The sequence below is a fragment of the Pseudomonas sp. B21-059 genome (genome assembly GCF_026016285.1).
Classification (GTDB): domain Bacteria; phylum Pseudomonadota; class Gammaproteobacteria; order Pseudomonadales; family Pseudomonadaceae; genus Aquipseudomonas; species Aquipseudomonas danubii.
Map to the genome: position 1 here is coordinate 3,839,257 of NZ_CP087201.1, position 19,245 is coordinate 3,858,501.

At 65.4% G+C, this 19,245-nt stretch carries 17 protein-coding genes and 1 pseudogene; 14 read left to right on the forward strand and 4 right to left on the reverse strand.

What is annotated here, in order from left to right; all coding sequences use genetic code 11:
• The first annotated feature begins 69 nt into the window (after positions 1-69).
• From LOY69_RS16835 to LOY69_RS16850, 4 genes are all read left to right on the forward strand, one after another.
• Positions 70-852 carry a sugar phosphate isomerase/epimerase family protein gene (locus LOY69_RS16835; RefSeq protein WP_265073260.1) on the forward strand — a complete coding sequence of 261 codons (783 nt, stop codon included), beginning with the start codon at positions 70-72 and terminating at the stop codon, positions 850-852.
• Positions 845-1,807, forward strand: coding sequence for a sugar kinase (locus LOY69_RS16840; protein ID WP_253085807.1), 963 nt, complete (start codon positions 845-847; stop codon positions 1,805-1,807). Before LOY69_RS16835 ends, LOY69_RS16840 begins: the two co-directional genes overlap by 8 nt.
• 71 nt (positions 1,808-1,878) lie before the next feature.
• The gene (locus LOY69_RS16845; RefSeq protein ID WP_102863305.1) at positions 1,879-3,174 is read left to right on the forward strand and encodes an MFS transporter; all 1,296 of its coding nucleotides are present in this window, start codon (positions 1,879-1,881) and stop codon (positions 3,172-3,174) included.
• A gap of 19 nt (positions 3,175-3,193) precedes the next feature.
• A complete protein-coding gene (locus LOY69_RS16850) occupies positions 3,194-4,189 on the forward strand; it encodes a 2-hydroxyacid dehydrogenase (protein WP_102882647.1) in 996 nt (331 codons plus the stop codon).
• A gap of 90 nt (positions 4,190-4,279) precedes the next feature.
• Here LOY69_RS16850 and LOY69_RS16855 read toward each other — a convergent pair whose 3' ends face one another.
• The 3 genes and pseudogenes from LOY69_RS16855 to LOY69_RS30595 all read right to left on the reverse strand — a co-directional run.
• Complete coding sequence (locus LOY69_RS16855) at positions 4,280-5,479, reverse strand: pyridoxal phosphate-dependent aminotransferase (RefSeq protein WP_213665293.1); 1,200 nt, start codon at positions 5,477-5,479, stop codon at positions 4,280-4,282.
• Between the two features lie 85 nt (positions 5,480-5,564).
• A complete protein-coding gene (locus LOY69_RS30590; RefSeq protein ID WP_372820920.1) occupies positions 5,565-6,428 on the reverse strand; it encodes a methyl-accepting chemotaxis protein in 864 nt (287 codons plus the stop codon).
• 42 nt (positions 6,429-6,470) lie between these two features.
• Positions 6,471-7,226: pseudogene (locus tag LOY69_RS30595) on the reverse strand (MCP four helix bundle domain-containing protein); the annotation flags it as partial.
• A gap of 343 nt (positions 7,227-7,569) precedes the next feature.
• Between LOY69_RS30595 and hpaB the strand changes: the two are divergent.
• From hpaB to LOY69_RS16895, 7 genes are all read left to right on the forward strand, one after another.
• Positions 7,570-9,132 carry a 4-hydroxyphenylacetate 3-monooxygenase, oxygenase component gene (hpaB, locus tag LOY69_RS16865; protein WP_102882644.1) on the forward strand — a complete coding sequence of 521 codons (1,563 nt, stop codon included), beginning with the start codon at positions 7,570-7,572 and terminating at the stop codon, positions 9,130-9,132.
• Positions 9,133-9,286: 154 nt separating this feature from the next.
• Complete coding sequence (hpaC, locus tag LOY69_RS16870; RefSeq protein WP_102882643.1) at positions 9,287-9,799, forward strand: 4-hydroxyphenylacetate 3-monooxygenase, reductase component; 513 nt, start codon at positions 9,287-9,289, stop codon at positions 9,797-9,799.
• 202 nt (positions 9,800-10,001) lie between these two features.
• The gene (locus tag LOY69_RS16875) at positions 10,002-10,979 is read left to right on the forward strand and encodes a helix-turn-helix transcriptional regulator (protein WP_213665295.1); all 978 of its coding nucleotides are present in this window, start codon (positions 10,002-10,004) and stop codon (positions 10,977-10,979) included.
• A gap of 136 nt (positions 10,980-11,115) precedes the next feature.
• Entirely contained in the window at positions 11,116-11,988 is an 873-nt protein-coding gene (locus LOY69_RS16880) for a transporter (RefSeq protein ID WP_265073261.1), read from the forward strand.
• 24 nt (positions 11,989-12,012) lie between these two features.
• Positions 12,013-13,203 (forward strand): MFS transporter, encoded by a 1,191-nt coding sequence (locus LOY69_RS16885; RefSeq protein WP_102882640.1) that lies wholly within the window; start codon positions 12,013-12,015, stop codon positions 13,201-13,203.
• Positions 13,204-13,265: 62 nt separating this feature from the next.
• The gene (locus tag LOY69_RS16890) at positions 13,266-14,387 is read left to right on the forward strand and encodes a class II histone deacetylase (RefSeq protein WP_181430885.1); all 1,122 of its coding nucleotides are present in this window, start codon (positions 13,266-13,268) and stop codon (positions 14,385-14,387) included.
• Positions 14,388-14,778: 391 nt separating this feature from the next.
• Positions 14,779-15,039 carry a hypothetical protein gene (locus LOY69_RS16895; protein ID WP_110652631.1) on the forward strand — a complete coding sequence of 87 codons (261 nt, stop codon included), beginning with the start codon at positions 14,779-14,781 and terminating at the stop codon, positions 15,037-15,039.
• A gap of 22 nt (positions 15,040-15,061) precedes the next feature.
• Here LOY69_RS16895 and LOY69_RS16900 read toward each other — a convergent pair whose 3' ends face one another.
• Positions 15,062-16,030 carry a helix-turn-helix domain-containing protein gene (locus tag LOY69_RS16900; protein ID WP_123394264.1) on the reverse strand — a complete coding sequence of 323 codons (969 nt, stop codon included), beginning with the start codon at positions 16,028-16,030 and terminating at the stop codon, positions 15,062-15,064.
• A 307-nt stretch (positions 16,031-16,337) separates the two neighbouring features.
• On the opposite strand from LOY69_RS16900, the gene LOY69_RS16905 reads away from it, so the two are divergent.
• From LOY69_RS16905 to LOY69_RS16915, 3 genes are read left to right on the forward strand one after another with little or no spacing between them, the layout of a single operon-like run.
• Positions 16,338-16,871 (forward strand): 2,4'-dihydroxyacetophenone dioxygenase family protein, encoded by a 534-nt coding sequence (locus LOY69_RS16905; RefSeq protein ID WP_110596623.1) that lies wholly within the window; start codon positions 16,338-16,340, stop codon positions 16,869-16,871.
• 33 nt (positions 16,872-16,904) lie between these two features.
• Complete coding sequence (locus LOY69_RS16910; RefSeq protein WP_265073262.1) at positions 16,905-18,170, forward strand: MFS transporter; 1,266 nt, start codon at positions 16,905-16,907, stop codon at positions 18,168-18,170.
• Positions 18,167-19,231 carry a 2,3-butanediol dehydrogenase gene (locus tag LOY69_RS16915; RefSeq protein ID WP_265073263.1) on the forward strand — a complete coding sequence of 355 codons (1,065 nt, stop codon included), beginning with the start codon at positions 18,167-18,169 and terminating at the stop codon, positions 19,229-19,231. The genes LOY69_RS16910 and LOY69_RS16915 overlap by 4 nt, the downstream gene beginning before the upstream one ends.
• Positions 19,232-19,245: the final 14 nt, after the last annotated feature.

Here is a 19,245-nt window from a genome sequence, read left to right on the forward strand (position 1 = left end):
GCACCCTGCATCGCAGCGTGTCCCGGGTTTTCTCGAATAAAAATGAAACCGGTTTCAGAGGTCTGAAGCATGCATCAATCAACCGTCTCCATCAGTCTGTCCAGCTACGGCGCGGATCTGGTCCGCCAGCACGGCCAGGGCCATTTCATTCCCCTGGTGGCCGCCGCCGGCGCTTCGTGCATCGAGTGGCGCGAAGAACTGCTGACCCACGAGAAGCCCGAGGAACTGGCCCGCAGCGCCCGGGAGCACGGCCTGGAAAGCGTATTTTCCTCGCCCCTGGAGCTGTGGCTGGCCGAGGGCTACGAACCCAACCCCGAGCTGTCCGCCACCTTGCAACGGGCCCGGGCGTTCGGCGCCAAGCGTCTGAAAGTGTCCCTCGGTCAGTTCACCGAACATCACGATCTGGGCAGCCTGGCCAGCCTGCTGTCAGGCCAGCCCCTCACCCTGCTGGTGGAAAACGACCAGACCGTGCATGGCGGACGCATCGAGCCCTTCCAGGTTTTTTTCAACGCCGTGCAAGGGTGGAACCTGCCCCTGCGCATGACCTTCGATATCGGCAACTGGGAGTGGCAAGAGCAGTCGGCGCTGACGGCCGCGCGCCTGTTGGGCCGGCATGTGGACTACGTGCACTGCAAGGCGGTACGCCTGCGGGGCGACGGCAAGCGGGTGGCCCTACCGCCCGGCACCCCGGAGTTGCAGCAGTGGGAACACCTGCTGCAGCACATGACTCAAGGTCTTACCCGGGCCGTGGAATACCCCCTGCAAGGCGACGACCTGCTGCAGGTGAGCGCCGAGCAGGTCGGCTTGCTGGCCCGCCTCGGCCAGTCGCGACTGGAGCCAGCCCATGTCTGAGATCGATGTTCTGTCCTTCGGGGAAACCATGGCCATGTTCGTCGCCGAGCACAGCGGTGACCTGGCCCAGGTCGAACACTTTCACAAGCGCATTGCCGGGGCCGACAGCAACGTGGCCATCGGCCTGTCGCGCCTGGGTTTCAAGGTGGCCTGGCTGAGCCGGGTCGGCAACGACTCTCTCGGGCGTTTCGTGCTCGACACCTTGCAGGCCGAGGGCCTGGACTGCCGCTTCGTGCGCCGCGACCCGCTGCACCCTACCGGCTTTCAGCTCAAGTCCCGGGAAGAAACCGGCGACGACCCGCGGGTCGAGTATTTCCGCCGCGGCTCGGCCGCCAGCCACCTGAGCCTCGACGACCTGGCTCCGGCCCTGCTCCAGGCCCGCCATCTGCACGCCACCGGCATTCCCCCGGCCCTTTCGGACTCGGCCCGGGAACTGTCCGGCCACCTGATGCAGACCCAGCGCGCCAGCGGCCGCAGCCTGTCCTTCGACCCCAATCTGCGTCCCGGCCTGTGGCCCAGCGAGTCCCAGATGATCCGCGAGATCAACCGCCTGGCGGCCCTGGCTCACTGGGTGCTGCCGGGCCTCGGCGAGGGACGCCTGCTCACCGGGCGTGACGACCCGGCGGACATCGCCGCCTTCTACCTGGACCAGGGCGCCGAAGCGGTGGTGATCAAGCTCGGGGCCCATGGCGCCTACTACCGCACCCATCTGGACGCCGGCTTCGTCGACGGTGTGCCGGTGGCCCAGGTGGTGGACACCGTAGGTGCCGGCGATGCCTTCGCCGTGGGCCTGATCAGCGCCCTGCTGGAAAGCCTCAGCGTAAGCGAGGCGGTGCAGCGGGCCAATTGGCTGGGCAGCCGCGCAGTACAAAGCCGTGGCGACATGGAAGGCCTGCCCAGACGCCACGAACTGCCGGACCAGGCAGCGCCCCTGAAAACCGCCTGCGCCTCGTAGGAGCTGGCACCGGGAAACGAACACCCAGAACCACCTGTTGCGACAAAAACAACAAGCTCAGGAGAACTTTCATGGACACGCTCAAACTCGCCGCCCGCCGCTGGTGGTACATCATGCCCATCGTCTTCATCACCTACAGCCTGGCCTACCTGGACCGCGCCAACTACGGCTTTGCCGCCGCCTCCGGGATGGCCGACGACTTACAGATCACCCCGGGGCTGTCCTCGCTTTTGGGGGCACTGTTCTTCCTCGGCTACTTCTTCTTCCAGGTGCCGGGGGCGATCTACGCGCAAAAACGCAGCGTGAAGAAGCTGATCTTCGTCAGCCTGATCCTCTGGGGCGGCCTGGCCACCCTCACCGGGATCGTGTCCAACGCCTACACGCTGATCGCCATCCGCTTCATGCTCGGGGTGGTGGAGGCCGCGGTGATGCCGGCGATGCTGGTGTACCTGTGCCACTGGTTCACCCGGGCCGAACGCTCCCGGGCCAACACCTTCCTGATCCTCGGCAACCCGGTGACCATGCTTTGGATGTCGGTGGTCTCAGGCTATCTGGTGGAGCATTTCAGCTGGCGCTGGATGTTCATCATCGAGGGTTTGCCGGCGGTGCTCTGGGCCTTTATCTGGTGGCGCCTGGCCGATGACCGGCCCAGCCAGGCCCAGTGGCTCAGCGACCAGGAGAAGCAGGACCTGGAAAGCGCCCTGGCCGCCGAACAGCAAGGCATCAAGGCGGTGAAGAACTACGCCGAAGCCTTCCGCTCGCCCAAGGTGATCATCCTCGCCCTGCAGTTTTTCTGCTGGAGCATCGGGGTCTACGGTTTCGTCCTGTGGTTGCCTTCGATCCTCAAGCACGGCGCGCAAATGGACATGGTGGAGGCCGGCTGGCTCTCGGCCCTGCCCTATCTGGCGGCGGTGATCGCCATGCTCGGGGTGTCCTGGGGCTCGGACCGGACCCAGAAACGCAAGCGCTTCGTCTGGCCGCCGCTGCTGGTGGCCGCCATCGCCTTCTACGCCTCCTACCTGCTGGGTGCCGAACACTTCTGGTGGTCCTACGGGCTGCTGGTAATCGCCGGAGCCTGCATGTACGCGCCCTATGGGCCGTTCTTCGCCATCGTTCCGGAGATTCTCCCGGCCAACGTCGCCGGCGGCGCCATGGCGCTGATCAACAGCATGGGCGCCCTGGGTTCCTTCGGCGGCTCCTATCTGGTGGGTTACCTGAACAGCGCCACCGGCTCGCCGGGGATGTCCTACCTGCTGATGAGCGGCGCCCTGCTGCTCTCGGTGCTGCTGACCCTGCTGCTGACACCCGGCGCCGGAGCGCCTCGGGCCAAGGGCCTGCCACTGCCGCGCCGCCTGGCCCACTCCTGAACTGCCACAGAGAACCGTCATGAAAAAACACCTGGTGCTGTACAAGAAACTCTCGCCGTCGCTGATGGCCCGCCTGCAGGAACAGACCGAGGTCACCCTGATCGAGGACCTGGGCCCAACCGGCCTCAAGGCCCTGCGCCAGGCCCTGCCCAGCGCCGACGGCCTGCTCGGGGCGAGCCTGCGCCTGGACGCCGAGCTGCTGGACCTGGCGCCGCGCCTGCAAGCGGTGGCCAGTGTCTCGGTGGGGGTCGACAACTACGACATCGACTACCTGACCCAACGCGGGATTCTGCTGAGCAACACCCCGGACGTGCTCACCGAAACCACCGCCGACACCGGTTTCGCCCTGATCCTGGCCACCGCCCGGCGCGTGGTGGAACTGGCCAACATGGTTCGCGCCGGGCAATGGAACCGCAACATCGGACCGCTGCATTTCGGCAGCGACGTGCACGGCAAGACCCTGGGCATCATCGGCATGGGGCGCATTGGCGAGGCGTTGGCCCAGCGTGGGCATTTCGGCTTCGGCATGCCGCTGATCTACCACAGCAACAGCCCCAAGCCGGCGGTGGAGCAACGTTTCAATGCCCGCTACCGCAGCCTGGAGCAACTGCTGCAAGAGGCCGACTTCATCTGCCTGACCTTGCCCTTGACCGAGAAAACCCAAGGGCTGATTGGCCGTCGTGAACTGGCGCTGATGCGCCCGCAAAGCATCTTCATCAATATTTCCCGAGGCAAGGTGGTGGACGAAGCGGCCTTGATCGAAGCCTTGCAGGAACGACGGATCCGCGGCGCCGGGCTGGACGTGTTCGAGCGCGAACCGCTGGACCACCGCTCACCGCTGCTGCAATTGCCCAATGTGGTGGCCACGCCGCACATCGGTTCGGCCACCCACGAAACCCGTGAAGCCATGGCCCGCTGCGCGGTGGACAACCTGCTGGCGGCCCTGTCGGGGCAGCGCCCAGCCAATCTGGTGAACACCGCCGCCTGGACCGCTCCATCACAGCGCCAGGCCTAACCGCCGCGTGCCCCTGGCGAGCACCTCTGCAGACGCGGGCTTGCCGGCAAACGCGTTCGCCAGGGCGGTGCATGACATGCAAGCCGGCGCCTACAGGTGGAGGGTTGCGGGGCGTTGTTCGAGAATCTGCTCGGTGCAGCGGGCAATGCGCCGGCAGGCCTCGGCCAGGCGCTCGCAGTCCAGCACCAGGCCGATGCGAATGTGGCCCGCAGCGCTGGGGCCGAAGGCTTCACCGGCCAGTACCGAAACGCCATGGTCGTCCAGCAAGCGGTCGGCAAAGCGCTGGGCGTCCAGCCCGGTGCGGCGTACATCCACCATGACGAACATGCCGCCATCCGGGCAGATCGGGGTCAGCCCCGGACACTGGCCCAGCAGCGCGCACACCAGGTCCCGGCGCCGTCGGTACTCGTCGCGCATCTGTGCCAGCTCCGGCAGGTCGCTGTCCAGGGCCACCACTGCGGCGTTCTGCACAAAATCCGGCAGGCCGTACAGCATGCACAGGGCCAGGTTGCTCAGGTGCCCGGCCAGGGTCGGCGGGGCAATCACCCAGCCCACCCGCCAGCCACTCATGGCATGGGACTTGGACAGGCTGTTGATGGTGGCCGTGCGCTCGCCCATGCGCGGCAGGCTGCCGGGGCTAAAGTGCTGGCCCTCGTACAGCAGGTCGCAATAGACCTCATCGGAAATCAGCCACAAGTCGTGGGCAAAGCACAGCCGCGCCAGGGCTTGCCAGTCGTCGAGGGACAGGCTCGCGCCCGACGGGTTGTTCGGGCTGTTAAGCAACATGGCCCGGGTGCGCGGGGTGATCCGCGCCGCCATGTCCCGCGGATCGACGCGAAAGCCCTGCTCGGCCCGCACCGGCACCGGCACGATGCGGGCCCCGCAGGCGCCGAACACGCCTTCGTAGGTGACGTACATGGGCTCGGCCACCAGCACTTCGTCCCCGGGATTGAGCAGGCACTGGGCCACGGAAAACACCGCGCATTGGGCGCCCGGCAAAACCACCACATGCTCGGCGTCGACAATCTGTCCGCAGCGCTGATGATGGCGCCGGGCAATGCAGCTGCGCAGCGCCAGGTTGCCGCGCACGTCCGAATAGTGGGTATCGCCGGCCAGCAGGCTGTCGATCGCAGCCTGGACCACAGGCTTGGGGGTATCGAAATCCGGGTCGCCGATGGTCAGCAGCAACACATCCCGCCCCTGCTCGCGCAGGGCCAGGGCCCGGTAGTGGATGTTCCAGGCTGCGGAACCTTCTCCGACAATCCGTTGGGTCAGGGCTGAGTAGCGCATCGCTTTCTCCATGAAAGATGCTTCAGCCAAAACCCTAGGTGCTGGCGGGGCACTCGTCGAGCGCCCCACCCCACCGTTCGCGCCCTCAGACCACGAAGCGCGCCACCATGGCGTTGAGATCCACCGCCAGGCGCGACAGTTCATGACTGGCTGAACTGGTCTGGTTGGCCCCGGCCGCCGACTGGATCGCCAGGTCACGGATGTTCACCAGGTTGCGGTCCACCTCGCGGGACACCTGGGCCTGTTCTTCCGAGGCACTGGCGATCACCAGGTTGCGCTCGTTGATCTGATTGATGGATTCGGCGATCTGCTCCAGGGACTCGCCAGCGGCGCGGGCCAGCTCCAGGGTGCTCTGGGTCCGCCGGTTGCTCTGCTGCATGGACTCCACCGCTTCGCCGGTGCCGTTCTGGATACCGGCCACCATCTTCTCGATTTCCTGGGTCGACTGGGCGGTGCGATGGGCCAGGGCCCGCACCTCGTCGGCCACCACGGCAAAGCCACGCCCGGCCTCGCCGGCACGGGCCGCTTCGATGGCGGCGTTAAGCGCCAGCAGGTTGGTCTGCTCGGCGATGGCGCGAATCACGTCCAGCACCTTGCCGATGTCCCGGCCCTGGGTCGCCAGGCCTTCGATCATCACCGAGGTGTTTTGCACGTCATGGGCCATGGTCTGGATCGCCTCGACGGTCTGCACCACACGGTCGCGGCCTTCGCGGGCGGCCTGGGTCGACTGCTGGGACGCCTCGGAAGTGGACACTGCGTTGCGTGCCACCTCTTCCACCGCTGCGGTCATTTCGTTGACTGCGGTGGCGGCCTGCTCGATCTCGGTGTTCTGCTGCTGCACGCCGCGAGAGGCTTCCTCGGTCACTGCGCTGAGTTCTTCCGAGGCCGAAGCCAGCTGGGTCGCCGAGCCGGCGATCTGCTCGATGGTGCGGCGCAGGCTGGCCTGCATCTGCGCCAGGGCGCGCAACAGGCGTGCCGGCTCGTCCTGACCGTCGACCTCGATGGCCTGGCGCAGATTGCCGCCGGCGATCACCTCGGCGACGTTGAGGGCCTTGTTCAGGGGGGTGACGATGCTGCGGGTCAACAACAGCGCCAGCACGATGGTCAGCAATGCGGCCAGCAGCGCGACGATGACGATCCCGGCAATGGCACTGTCGTAGTGCTCGCCGGCCGCCTTGGAGGCACTCTTGGCGCCCGCGGCATTGATCGCGATGAGCTTGTTCAACTGCTCGCCCATCTGGTCGGTGCCGTCCTTGATCCGGGTGTTGATCAGGGTGCGCAGCTCTTCCAGCTTGTCCTGGCGTGACAGCTCGAGCATCTCCTTCTGCGCCTGCAGGTAATTGTCCAGGGTCGCGCTGAAGGTCTTGTACAGCGCCACTTCCTCCGGGCCCGCCGGCAACGCCGCGTAGCTGGCCTGGGCCTGCCTGGCCTTGTCCACCAGCACGCCGATGCGGGTCTGGGCTTCGGCAAGGCCGGCCGGCTCGCGGTTCACCAGCACGCGAAATGACAGAATCCGCAAGCGCAGGACGTTCTCGGTCAGGTTGCCCAGATACCCGACGCTGGGCAGCTGATTGCTTTCCATTTCCAGGGACGCGTCGCGGATGATCGACATGCGGTTCACCGCAAACACGCCCAACACCATGACCAGCAAGGCAATAAAGGCAAAACCGAGGAAAGCACGCGGGGCGATATTCAGGTTACGCAAGGACATAGGACGAGTCTCGAAGGAGAACGGGGCGGCGAGCATCCATGCCCTTGATCGGCCGACGCATCAGGACTGCATCGACGAGGGACACCACGGAAAGAGCGTCCATGGGCCTATCAGAGATATCGGCCGAACTTGAGCTTTCATCTGTCTGATTGGCAAAAATATTTCAAAATGTGCCCCCTGTTTCAGGCCTGAGACAAGACAACGCGAAGTGAATCGATAAAGCCGTGATTCGCCGCTCCAGAACAGTGCGCCGTACCCCGCCCGAGAGCGCCAACGCGCCCTATGAAAAGTGCAATTCATTCGCCGTAAAAGCCATTTTTTCAGCGCCCGCCCCTGCCCATCATGGCCCCAGTCAATAAAAACAACGCCGAGACTGGATATGAAACCTGAAGACTTTCGTGCCGCAACCCACCGCCCGCTGACCGGTGCCGAATACCTGGCCAGCCTGCGCGATGATCGTGAAATCTACATTTATGGCGACCGGGTCAAGGACGTCACCACCCACCCGGCCTTCCGCAACTCGGCGGCCTCCATGGCCCGCCTGTACGACGCCCTGCACGACCCGGCCACCCAGTCACAACTGTGCTGGGACACCGACACCGGCAACGGCGGCTACACCCACAAATTCTTTCGCTCGGCGAAAAGCCCCGATGAACTGCGCCAGCAGCGCGATGCCATCGCCGACTGGTCGCGCCTGACCTATGGCTGGATGGGCCGCAGCCCCGACTACAAGGCCGCCTTCGGCAGTGCCCTGGGGGCCAACCCGGAGTTCTACGGGCGCTTCGCCGACAACGCCCGCACCTGGTACAAGCGCATCCAGGAAGCCTGCCTGTACCTCAACCACGCCATCGTCAATCCGCCCATCGACCGCGACAAACCAGTGGATCAGGTCAAGGACGTGTTCATCTCGGTGGACGAGGAAGTCGAGGGCGGGATCATCGTCAGCGGCGCCAAGGTGGTGGCCACCAACTCGGCCCTGACCCACTACAACTTCGTCGGCCAGGGCTCGGCCCAGTTGCTGGGGGACAACACCGACTTCGCCCTGATGTTCATCGCGCCAATGAACACCCGCGGCATGAAGCTGATCTGCCGCCCTTCCTACGAATTGCAGGCCGGCATGACCGGTTCGCCCTTCGACTACCCGCTGTCCAGCCGCTTCGATGAGAACGACGCGATCCTGATCATGGACAAGGTGTTCATCCCCTGGGAGAACGTGCTGATCTACCGCGACTTCGAGCGCTGCCGCCAGTGGTTCCCGCAAGGCGGTTTCGGCCGGCTGTTCCCGATGCAGGGCTGCACCCGGCTGGCGGTCAAGCTCGATTTCATCACCGGGTTGCTGGTCAAGGCCCTGCAATGCACCGGCTCCCTGGAGTTTCGCGGGGTCCAGGCCCAGGTCGGCGAAGTGGTGGCCTGGCGCAACCTGTTCTGGTCGCTGACCGACGCCATGCACGGTAACGCCAGCGAATGGATGAACGGCGTCTACCTGCCCAGCACCCAGGCCCTGCAGGCGTACCGGGTGCTGGCGCCCCAGGCCTACACCGACATCAAGAAGATCATCGAGCAGGTGGTGGCCAGCGGCCTGATCTACCTGCCCTCCGGCTCCCGCGATCTCAAGGACCCGGTGCTCAACCAGTATCTCGGCACCTACTGCCGCGGCTCGGGGGGCATGGGCCACGAAGAGCGGATCAAGATCCTCAAGCTGCTGTGGGATGCCATCGGCACCGAGTTCGGCGGTCGCCACGAGCTGTACGAGATCAACTACGCCGGCAGCCAGGACGAAATCCGCATGCAGTGCCTGCGCCACGCCCAGGCCAGCGGCTCAATGAAGGCCATGACCGACCTGGTGGACAAGTGCCTCGGCGACTACGACCTCGATGGCTGGACCGTGCCGCACCTGAGCAACCCCGACGACATCAACATGCTGGACCGCATCCGCCAGTAGCCACGAAGCCGGCTCCTACGGAAAAGGCCAATGTCCACCTGTTGTCGTAGGAGCTGGCTTGCCAGCGAAAGCGCCCGCCAGAGCACCACAAGGTCCTCTTCGTCGGCAAGCTGGCTCCTGCAGCGCAATGCCCTGCGCCCACGAGGAATTCGTCATGTCTGTACTCGATCCCAAGCAACTCGCCTTCCGCAACGCCATGGCTCACATGACCGCTGCGGTCAACGTCATCACCAGCAACGGCCCCGCCGGCCGTTGCGGCATCACCGCCACCGCGGTCTGCTCGGTCACCGACAGCCCGCCGACCCTGATGGTCTGCGTCAACCGCAACAGTGCCCTGAACCCGGTGTTCAAGGGCAACGGCCATTTGTGCATCAACGTCCTCAGCGGCGAACACGAGGACGTGGCGCGGCATTTTGCCGGCATGACCGGGGTGGCCATGGACCAGCGCTTCGGCCTGCACCCCTGGCGCGACGGCCTGCAGGCCCTGCCGGTGCTGGACGGCGCCCTGGCCAGCCTCCAGGGACGCATCACCGAGGTCCAGGAAATCGGCACCCACTCGGTGATGCTGGTGGAACTGGATGAAATCAGCGTGCGCGAGCAAGGCGACTCGCTGGTGTATTTCAGCCGTTGCTTTCACCGTTTGCAGCACCCTTGCCCCGCCGCCTGATCCTGCCCTAGCTCCTTCCCTGCCAACGCCCGGCTGCCTCGCCGCATCCGGGCCATGGGCCACCTCCTGCATCTGTAGGATGGCGCGGTGTTGCCAAGCCATCGATACTCGCACCAGGCCCTGCCCACGTCCCCCAGGCGTAATGGTCCTCAACCCCTTCCGTGACGAAAACAATAACAACGTCGCACAGAGGTACAGACCCATGAACCGACTCGATCACGCTCCGGCCAGCCTGTTGCAGGCCTTCAGCGAGCTGACCCTGGAACTGCAACAACTGGCGCAGAACAAGGACATCGAAAACCTTCACCAGCATGCCCTGGCGCGCATCTGCAAACTCTTGCCCTTCGACAGTGCCTGGTGGGGCCGCGCCGCATTGGTCGACGGCTTGCCGGATGAACACAGTTGCTACCTGTACCGCCTGCCACCGAGCTACCTGGCGGACTGGCAATCGATCCGCCACATCGACGTCACCGTGAACCGGGTGCACGAAGTGCCGGGACGGGCGGTGATCGTCGACATGACCGATCCGCACAACGGCCCCGGGCTCAACTGGCTGGGGCGCCAGTACAACATCGGCGAGCTGCTATGCGTGGTGCACATCGATCCCCATACCCAACTGAGCAACCACCTGGCCCTGTACCGTGCCCCTGGCGCCCCGGCCTTTACCCGGGACGATTGCCATGTGCTGAACAACCTGATGCTGCACCTGGTGGCAGCGGTGTCGGCCAATCAGATCCGCACCCTGGTGGCCATGCGCGAGAAACTCACCCGCCCGCGCAATCTGGCCCTGGCCGTGTGCGACCAGCGCGGCGTGCTGCAGTGCGCCGAGCGCGGTTTTGTCGATCTGCTGCTGCATGAATGGCCGCAGTGGAACGGTCCGCAACTGCCCATGAAGCTCGATGGCAACGGTTTTGAGGGCAAGCGCCTGCAGATCGACTGCTCGGCCGTGGGCGACCTGTACCTGCTGGCGGCCCGCAGCCGCAGCCTGCTGCCCAAGCTCAGCCCCCGGGAAAACGCCGTCGCCCAGTGCTTCGGTGATGGCAAGACCTACAAGGAAGTGGCTCGGGACCTGGGCATGTCGCCCAACACCGTGCGCCATCACATCCGCGCCATCTACAGCAAGCTCGGGGTCAAGGACAAGGCGCGCATCGCCCAGTTGCTCCACGCCCCGCCCGACTGACCCCAACCCCTGACCTGCGCTGATTTGCGCCGTCGTATTTGACGGCCACGGGCAGCCTTTGCCCTTTTTTTGCCCCACTGCCGTGTGCCGGCGAGCCCTTCGCCGAACAACAACTCCAACAAGAGACGCACCGCCCATGACAAGGCTCATTACCCGCACCACCCTGGCCCTGGCTGGCACCCTGGCCAGCCTGTCGCTCAACGCCGCGGACCTCAACGCCCGGGATTTTTTCGCCGCCCCCGTGGGCACCAGCCTGGGGGTGCTGTACCTCCCGGCCACCCGCGCCGGTGACTTTCACGGCCCGGCCGACAGCACCGGCAAGGCCGAGCTGCGAGTCAATGCCATGGCCTACCGCCAGGTGTTCTTCAGCGACCTGTGCGGCACCCTGTGCACCCCGCAGTTCATCGTGCCCTTCGCCGACATCAACGCTCGCTTGCCCGGCGCCGAACGCCATACCGGGGAAAGCGGCTTCGGCGATCCCCAGGTGGGGGGCACGCTGTTTTTCATCAACCAGCCGCAAACCCGCACCTACAGCGGCCTGTTGACCCTGATCACGCTGCCGCTGGGCGAGTACCACAGCCGCAACCCGGACGTCTCCCCGGGGGCCAATCGCTGGGGCGCGACCTTTGTCTACAACTACACCCAGGGCCTGGGGGAAAAATGGGTGCTGGAGGCCAACCTCGAAGCCCAGTTGTACGGCACCAACGACGACTATTTCGGCAGCGACCTGAAGCAGGACCCGCTCTATCGCCTGCAAGCCTTCGCCTCCTACGACTTCACCCCTGCGACCTACGGCGCCCTGCGCCTGATCCACGCCGATGGCGGCGAACTGCGGATCAACGACCGACGGATCAACGACACCCACAAGCGCTACACCCAGGCCGGATTCGAGGTCGGGCACTGGCTGGACAAGCGCAACCAGCTGATGTTCAGCCTGTCGCAGAACGTCGCCACCGATAACGGTTTTGCCGGCACCGACGCCTTGCTGCGCCTGGTCCACGTGTTCTGAACCCCTTGCCTTTGGAGCCTGTCCATGAACACCCAGAACGCCGTTTTGAGCGCCACCGCGCCAGCTACTCGCCAACCCCTGGGGCTGCTGGCCGCCATAGTGCTGTTCGCCGCCATCACTCCCGCCGTACTGCTGATGGCCCCGGCCATTGCCGCCCAACTGGCCAGCCAGTGGCACTTGAGCCCCACACAGATCGGCGACCTGTTCTCCGCCGAGCTGGGGGCCATGAGCCTGGCCACGTTGCCGGCCATCTGGTGGCTGAAACACATCGACTGGCGGCGCGCCGCACTGTGCAGCGCCGTGCTGTTCATCGTTGCCAACCTGCTGTCGATGCTGGCCCACGACTATTCATTGTTGCTGATGGCGCGCTTTGGCAGCGCACTGGCGGGCGGCTCGCTGATGATCATCTGCCTGGCCAGCGCCGCCGCCAGCCCCAGTCCCAGCCGCGCCTACGGCTTCTGGGTGATGGGCCAGCTGGTGCTGGGCGCGGTCGGCCTGAGCCTGTTGCCCATGCTCTTCCAACGCTTCGGCCTGGGCGCCTGCTACCTGATCCTGGCGCTGCTGATGACCCTGTGCCTGCCCCTGGCCCGTTGCTTTCCAGCAGGCGCTGCGCGCCCGGCCGCCGACGCCGCGCAAGCCCCAGCGATCTCCTGGCTCAAGGCGAGCCTGGGAATACTCGGCATCCTCACCTTCTACATCAGCCTCAGCGGGGTCTGGACCTTCATCGGCGCCATCGGCAGCCAGTCCGGCCTCTCGGCGCAGACCAACGGCGACATCCTGGCCATCGCCACCTTGATGGGCATCGTCGGCGCGTTGTGCGCCACCCTGTTCGGCGACCGCCTGCCCCGCAGCGCCCTGCTCCTGCTGGGCTACGGCCTGATGGCGGGCTCGGTGCTGGCGCTTCTGGGCCAGCCGCAGCTGGCGCGCTTCGCGCTGGCGGCGCTGGTGTTCAAGTTCACCTGGACCTTCATCCTGCCGCTGATCCTGGCGCGCATGGCCGAGATGGATCGCAGCGGGCGGTTGATGAACGCCTCCAATCTGGTGATCAGCGCCGGCCTGGCCATAGGCCCGACCCTCGCCGGGCGCCTGATCGAAAGCAGCGGCGGCTTCCAGGGCCTGTTGCTGGGGGGTGCCGTCATCACTTTGCTGTCCCTGGCGCTGGTACTCAGTTGCCGGCCCGCCCTCCAGGCCCCTTCCCAGCCCCAGGGGCGATGACTGCCAGCGGGCAGCGCCAGCGCGTCCTTGAACAACACTTTCCTTGAAAAATGGATATCACCATGACCTGTAGAACGGCTTTTTTCTTCGATGAACGCTGCCTGTGGCACAGCGGCAGCCCCCACGTCCTGACGCTCCCGGTAGGCGGCTGGGTCCAGCCGCCGTCTGCCGCCGGGCATGCTGAATCACCGGAAACCAAGCGCCGGCTGAAAAGCCTGATGGATGTCTCCGGCCTGACCCGACAGTTGCATCTGCGCAGTGCCCCTGCGGCCACCGAGGACGATCTGCTACGGGTCCACAGTGCCGCCTACCTGCAACGTTTCAAGGCCTTGAGCGATGCCGGCGGTGGTCAGCTGGGCGACGAGGCGCCTGTGGGGCCCGGCAGCTATGAAATCGCCAAGCTGTCCGCCGGGCTGGCCCTGGCCGCCGTGGACGCCGTGCTCAGCGGTGAAGCCGACAACGCCTACTCGCTGTCCCGTCCACCGGGACACCACTGCACCCGCGATCAGGCCATGGGCTTCTGCTTCCTGGCCAACATCGCCATTGCCATCGAGGCCGCCAAGGTCCGCCATGGCCTGGGCAAGGTAGCGGTCATCGACTGGGACGTGCACCATGGCAACGGCACCCAGTCGATCTACGAAGAGCGGGCCGACGTGTTGACCCTGTCCCTGCATCAGGACGGCTGCTTTCCACCGGGTTACGGCGGTGAGCAAGACCATGGCCGCGGCGCAGGCCTGGGTTGCAACATCAACGTCCCGCTGCTGCCCGGTGGTGGCCATGATGCCTACCTGTACGCCATGCAGCGCATCGTGGTGCCGGCCCTGGAACGCTTCGAACCCGAGCTGATCATCGTCGCCTGCGGCTATGACGCCAACGCCGTGGACCCATTGGCGCGGATGCTGCTGCACAGCGACTCCTTCCGCGAGATGACCCAGTGCCTGCGCGACGCTGCCGAACGCCTGTGCCGGGGACGCCTGGTGCTGGTGCACGAAGGCGGCTACTCCGAGGCCTATGTGCCTTTTTGCGGGCTGGCGACCCTGGAAGCACTGTCGGGCATCCGTACCGCGGTGCAGGACCCGATGCTGGAGTTCGTGCGCCAGCAGCAGCCCAAGCAGGACTTCGCGGCCTTTCAGCGCCAGTTGCTGGACCGTCAGGCCGTGGCCATAGCGACCGCCGCTCGCTGACCCGCCCGGCGCCCTCCCAGGGCTGATGTTCAGCGGCCTGACGCCGGACATCAGCCACTGCCTGCCTTATCACCTCTCGCACGCGTTATTGCGCCACGCCAAGAGCCGCGGCCCCGCTCCTCTGCCTGCTGCCTCGCGCAGCCCTGCGACACATTCGCCCTGACGATGGCCAAAGATTTTCTATTCTCTCCTCAATAACCTGACCCACGGGTCCGTTTTTTCGCCGTTCACCCCAGGAAGAACTCTCGCGTGCCGTAGCAACGCGCCTTTGCCTTCGGGATCGGGTGTGTCGTGCGCCGGGGCCTGTCCGTCTGCTTGCCCGCTATCCCCGGTTGCCGGGATTTCCCACTGATCGGGGGCTTGCCTATCCGCTGAGACAAAGGAGATGTCCATGGACCGCAAGACCAAGCAATACCTCGACGAGATCTACTTCTGGCAGAGGGCCCGCGCCCGCCTGTTGCAGCAAGCGGCACAACTTCACGAACCTCCCCCTGGCCCAAGGGAAACCACCGTAGCCGATACCGCCAAGGAACCGCTGGACGATCTGTTGCACAGCTGCGGCCTGGCCGCACTGCGTCGCGGTTCCGAACAGGCTGCGCCACCCGGGCACGGGGCCGCCGGGAGCACGCCGCCGACGGAACCGGCGGACTGAAGCACCGCGGGCAATGCCCTGGCTATAACAGCTCCAGGGCCCGGGCCTCACTGGGTGTCTGCTGATAACGGGCCTTGAACGCCCGAGCAAAATGCGCCTGGCTGACAAAGCCATGACGGTAGGCGATTTCACTGATGTCCAGGCTTGCCCCCTGGCTGCTGCAAAGCAGCTGGCGGGCCTGCTGCAGGCGTTTTTCCAGGATGAAGCGGCTGGGCACGGTGTTCTCCATGGCGAACAGCCGGGCCAGGTGCCGGGTGGAAATGCCGGTCTGGGCCGCGACCCGTTCGCAGCTCAGGGACGGGTCCCCCAACTGTTCATGGATGCACTGTTTGGCCGCCAGCAGGTAGGAAGCACTCAGGGCATTGATGGGCCGTTCTCCAATCTGCCCGGCGATGATGCTGGCCAGCAGTTCGAAGGCCTGCTCCTGGTAGGCCTCGGCCTCGCCACACAGCGGCTGCTGGAAAAACGTCCGGGTGCGCTCGCCAAGGGTGCGCAACAGCAAGCGCTGGACTCCGCTGTGCACGCTGATCTTCAGCGTCCGGTCGAAACGCTTCAGGCAGCGCTCGGCAAACTGCTCCTGGGGAATGTCGAAAATGAACTGGCGCATCGCCCCGCAGAAGCCGAACAGGTAAGGCTTGTCGGTGCGGTAGACCACCAGCTCCCCCGGTTCCAGTACCTGGCAGGCGCCGTCCTGATAGAAGAACGAACCGCTGCCGGTGACCAGGGACACGAAGATCGAATCCTTGGGTACACCGCGGATCATCGACGTGTCGCGTTCCACCACGTGTTCATTGCCCACGATGCGCGCCAGGCGCATGGCACCCAACTGCAGGTTGTCCTGGCGGGCGGTGAAACCGTCGTCGGCGTAGGAGTTGCACTTGAGCCCCACCAGGGTGCTGGCGTTGTAGTCCTCCCAGAAGCTCAGGCGGTGATCCGGGTCGACCGCCTGGGTGCTGGCGTGCCGGGTTTCGAGCAAGGCGCATGGAGACATTGTTGTTCTTCTCATGGGCGGCTGGATATTCCCCGGACGGCAAGGCCGTGTCCGGGCACCTGGGGCCGCATGATCTGCGGGCTGCGGCCATTCATTAACATCTGAACTATATAGCCTGTCAACTTGAAACGCAGTGAGAGCCGTTCGCCGGAACCGCCTCGTCACCTCGCTATTTTCGGTAGGAAAAATCCCCGTCCGAAACAGACAACAAATCGGTCCGATTCAATCAAACCGGCGTCCAGCCGTGGGCCTAAAGTCGCCTCAGTCATCCCCATGACGCCCCCTATAACAACAATCGAGGTCGACCATGCCTGAAGCCGCCACCCGTGAGTTCTGGAAAGACCTGCAGCCCATCGCCCACTGTTTCAAACCCGACGCCAAGCCCGAGGTCTACCTGCCGAATGCCGCCAGCGACGACCTGAGCCTGTACGTGCCCTTCACCGAAACCGTGTCTTCGCGACCGCTGTGGATTTCCCCCAGCGAGAACCGCTGGTGCGACATTCTCATGGCCCGCAGCGCCGGGCTGGTCAACCGCCACTACCACCCCCACGAAGTCTTCGCCTACACCCTGTCCGGCAAGTGGGGCTACCTGGAGCATGAGTGGACAGCCACCGCTGGCGACTTCGTCTACGAAACCCCGGGCGAAGGCCACACCCTGGTGGCCTACGAGCACGAGCAGCCGATGCGGGTGTTCTTCATCGTCAAGGGCCCGCTGATCTGGCTCGACGAACAGGGCGAGCCCGACGGCTACTTCGACGTGCACTCCTACATCGCCCTGTGCCGCGAACACTACGAAAAGATCGGCCTGGGCGCGGCCCATATCGACACCCTGTTCCGCTGATCGACGTAGCTCACGCCTCCTCGGAGAACCACCATGGCTTATAAAAACAACAAAGCCGGTTACGAGAACACCTTGCTGGGGGTGCTGTTCCTGACCTTCGGCTTCGTCTTTTTCGATCGTCTGGCGCTGTCCTTCCTGTTCCCTTTCATGGCCGACGAACTGCAATTGAGCAACCGCCACCTGGGCATGCTGTCGTCGGTGCTGGCCCTGGCCTGGGCGGTGTCCGGCGCCCTGGTGGGCGCCTGGTCGGACCGCCGTGGCATGCGCAAGCCGCTGCTGATTGTCGCGGTGATCCTGTTTTCCCTGTGCTCGGCCCTTTCCGGGCTGGTCACCGGTTTCCTCAGCCTGCTGCTGTTTCGCGCCATCATGGGGCTGGCCGAAGGGCCAATCCTGCCGCTCTCGCAATCCTTGATGGTGGAGGCTTCGTCGCCCCAGCGCCGGGGCCTGAACATGGGCCTGCTGCAAGGCTCGGCCGCCGGTTTGCTGGGGGCGGTGATCGGACCACCGGTGCTGATCGCCCTGGCCGAAGCCTATGGCTGGCGCCATGCCTTTATCATCTCGCTGGTACCCGGCCTGCTGATCGCCCTGCTGATCTGGCGCTATGTGCACCCGGACCCGCCACGGAGCGAGCCCCGGACAAACGCCGCACCGAGCAACGGCGGCGGACATCGGCTGGCCTTGCTGAAAAGCCGCAACATCGTGCTCTGCACCCTGATCAGCTGTGTGTTCCTGACCTGGTTCATCATTCTGATTTCCTTCACCCCGACCTTTCTGGTCAAGGTCCGCGACTACAGCCCGGCCAGCATGGGCACGGTGATGAGCTGCCTGGGCGGCGCCTGGGTGCTCTGGGGCTTCGGCGTGCCAGCGATCTCCGACCGCATCGGTCGACGCCCGACCCTGGTGCTGTTCTCGCTGATCGCCGCCTGCTGCCCCATGGCCCTGCTCTACGCGTCTTCGCCCTGGATGCTCGGCGTACTGATGCTGCTGACCTACACCGGCCTGGGCTGCTTCACCCTGTTCATGGCCACCATTCCGGCAGAGACCGTGCCCCGTGAAGTCATGGCCACGGCCCTGGGCATGATCATGGGCATCGGTGAACTGGTGGGCGGCTTCGTCGCCCCGACCATCGCCGGGTTCGCCGCCGACCGCTTCGGCCTGTCCATCGTCATGTGGATGTCCTGTGGCGGCGCCTTGCTGGCAGCGGTACTGGCGCTGTTTCTCAAGGAAACCGCCCCAGCGGTGCTGGCCCGTCAACAGCGCCAGCACGCCTCCTCTGTCCTGCAAGGAAACCAGCCATGAACGCACTGCGTTGGCATGCCGCCCGAGACCTGCGCCTGAGCCAGGTGCAACCGCGCCAGCCCGGCCCCGGGGAAGTCCTGCTGCAGGTGGCCTACTGCGGTATCTGTGGCAGTGACCTGCATGAGTACGCCGATGGGCCGCACTCGATTCCCCAGCACGCGGCCCATCCGCTGTCCGGCTGCCGGGCGCCACTGACTCTGGGCCATGAGTTCTGCGGCCAGGTGGTGGCCCTGGGCCCCGGCGTCGACCCGAGCCTGCTGGGGCAACGGGTGGCCGTGGAGCCGGAGTATCGCTGCGGTGAATGCCAGTACTGCCGCATGGGCCAGTACAACCTCTGTGAATCCATGGGTTTTATCGGCCTGATGGGCGACGGCGGCTTTGCCGAACAGGCGCTGGTGCCCGCCTACATGCTGCACCGGCTGCCAGAGCGCGTCAGCTTCAAGCAGGCCGCCGTGCTGGAGCCGGCGGCGGTGGCCTACCACGCCCTGAACCAGAGCAGCCTGCTGGCCGGCGACAGTTGCGTGGTGTTCGGGCTGGGCCCCATCGGCCTGCTGCTGGTCCTGCTGGCCCGGCTGCGGGGCGTGGAACGCATCTACGCCGTGGACCTGGACCCCGAGCGCCGGCGCCTGGCCCTGGAACTCGGCGCTAGCGCCGCCCTGGACGGCGCCGACCCACAGTTGCAGGAGCGCCTGCGGCAACTGAGCGACGGCGGCCTCGACACAGCCTTTGAGGCCGCCGGCACCCAGCAGACCCTGAGCCATGCCCTGCACTGCCTGCGCAAGGGCGGTGAAGCCGTGCTGGTGGGCCTGATGGGCGAAGTGCAGGTCGACGCCTTCCACCTAGTGAACAACGAACTGCGCCTGCTCAGCAGCGTCGGCTACCGCCATGTGTATCCCGAGTTGATCGAGCTGCTGGCCAGCGGACGCCTGGACCTGTCGCGGGTGGTGACCCGCTGCCTGGCCCTGGAGCAGGCCGTGGAACAGGGCTTCGAGGCGCTGTTGCAGGACAAAAGCCAGATCAAGGTGCTGGTCAACCCGACACCGGCCCTGGCCGAGGCCTGACCCCTCGCTTTCAA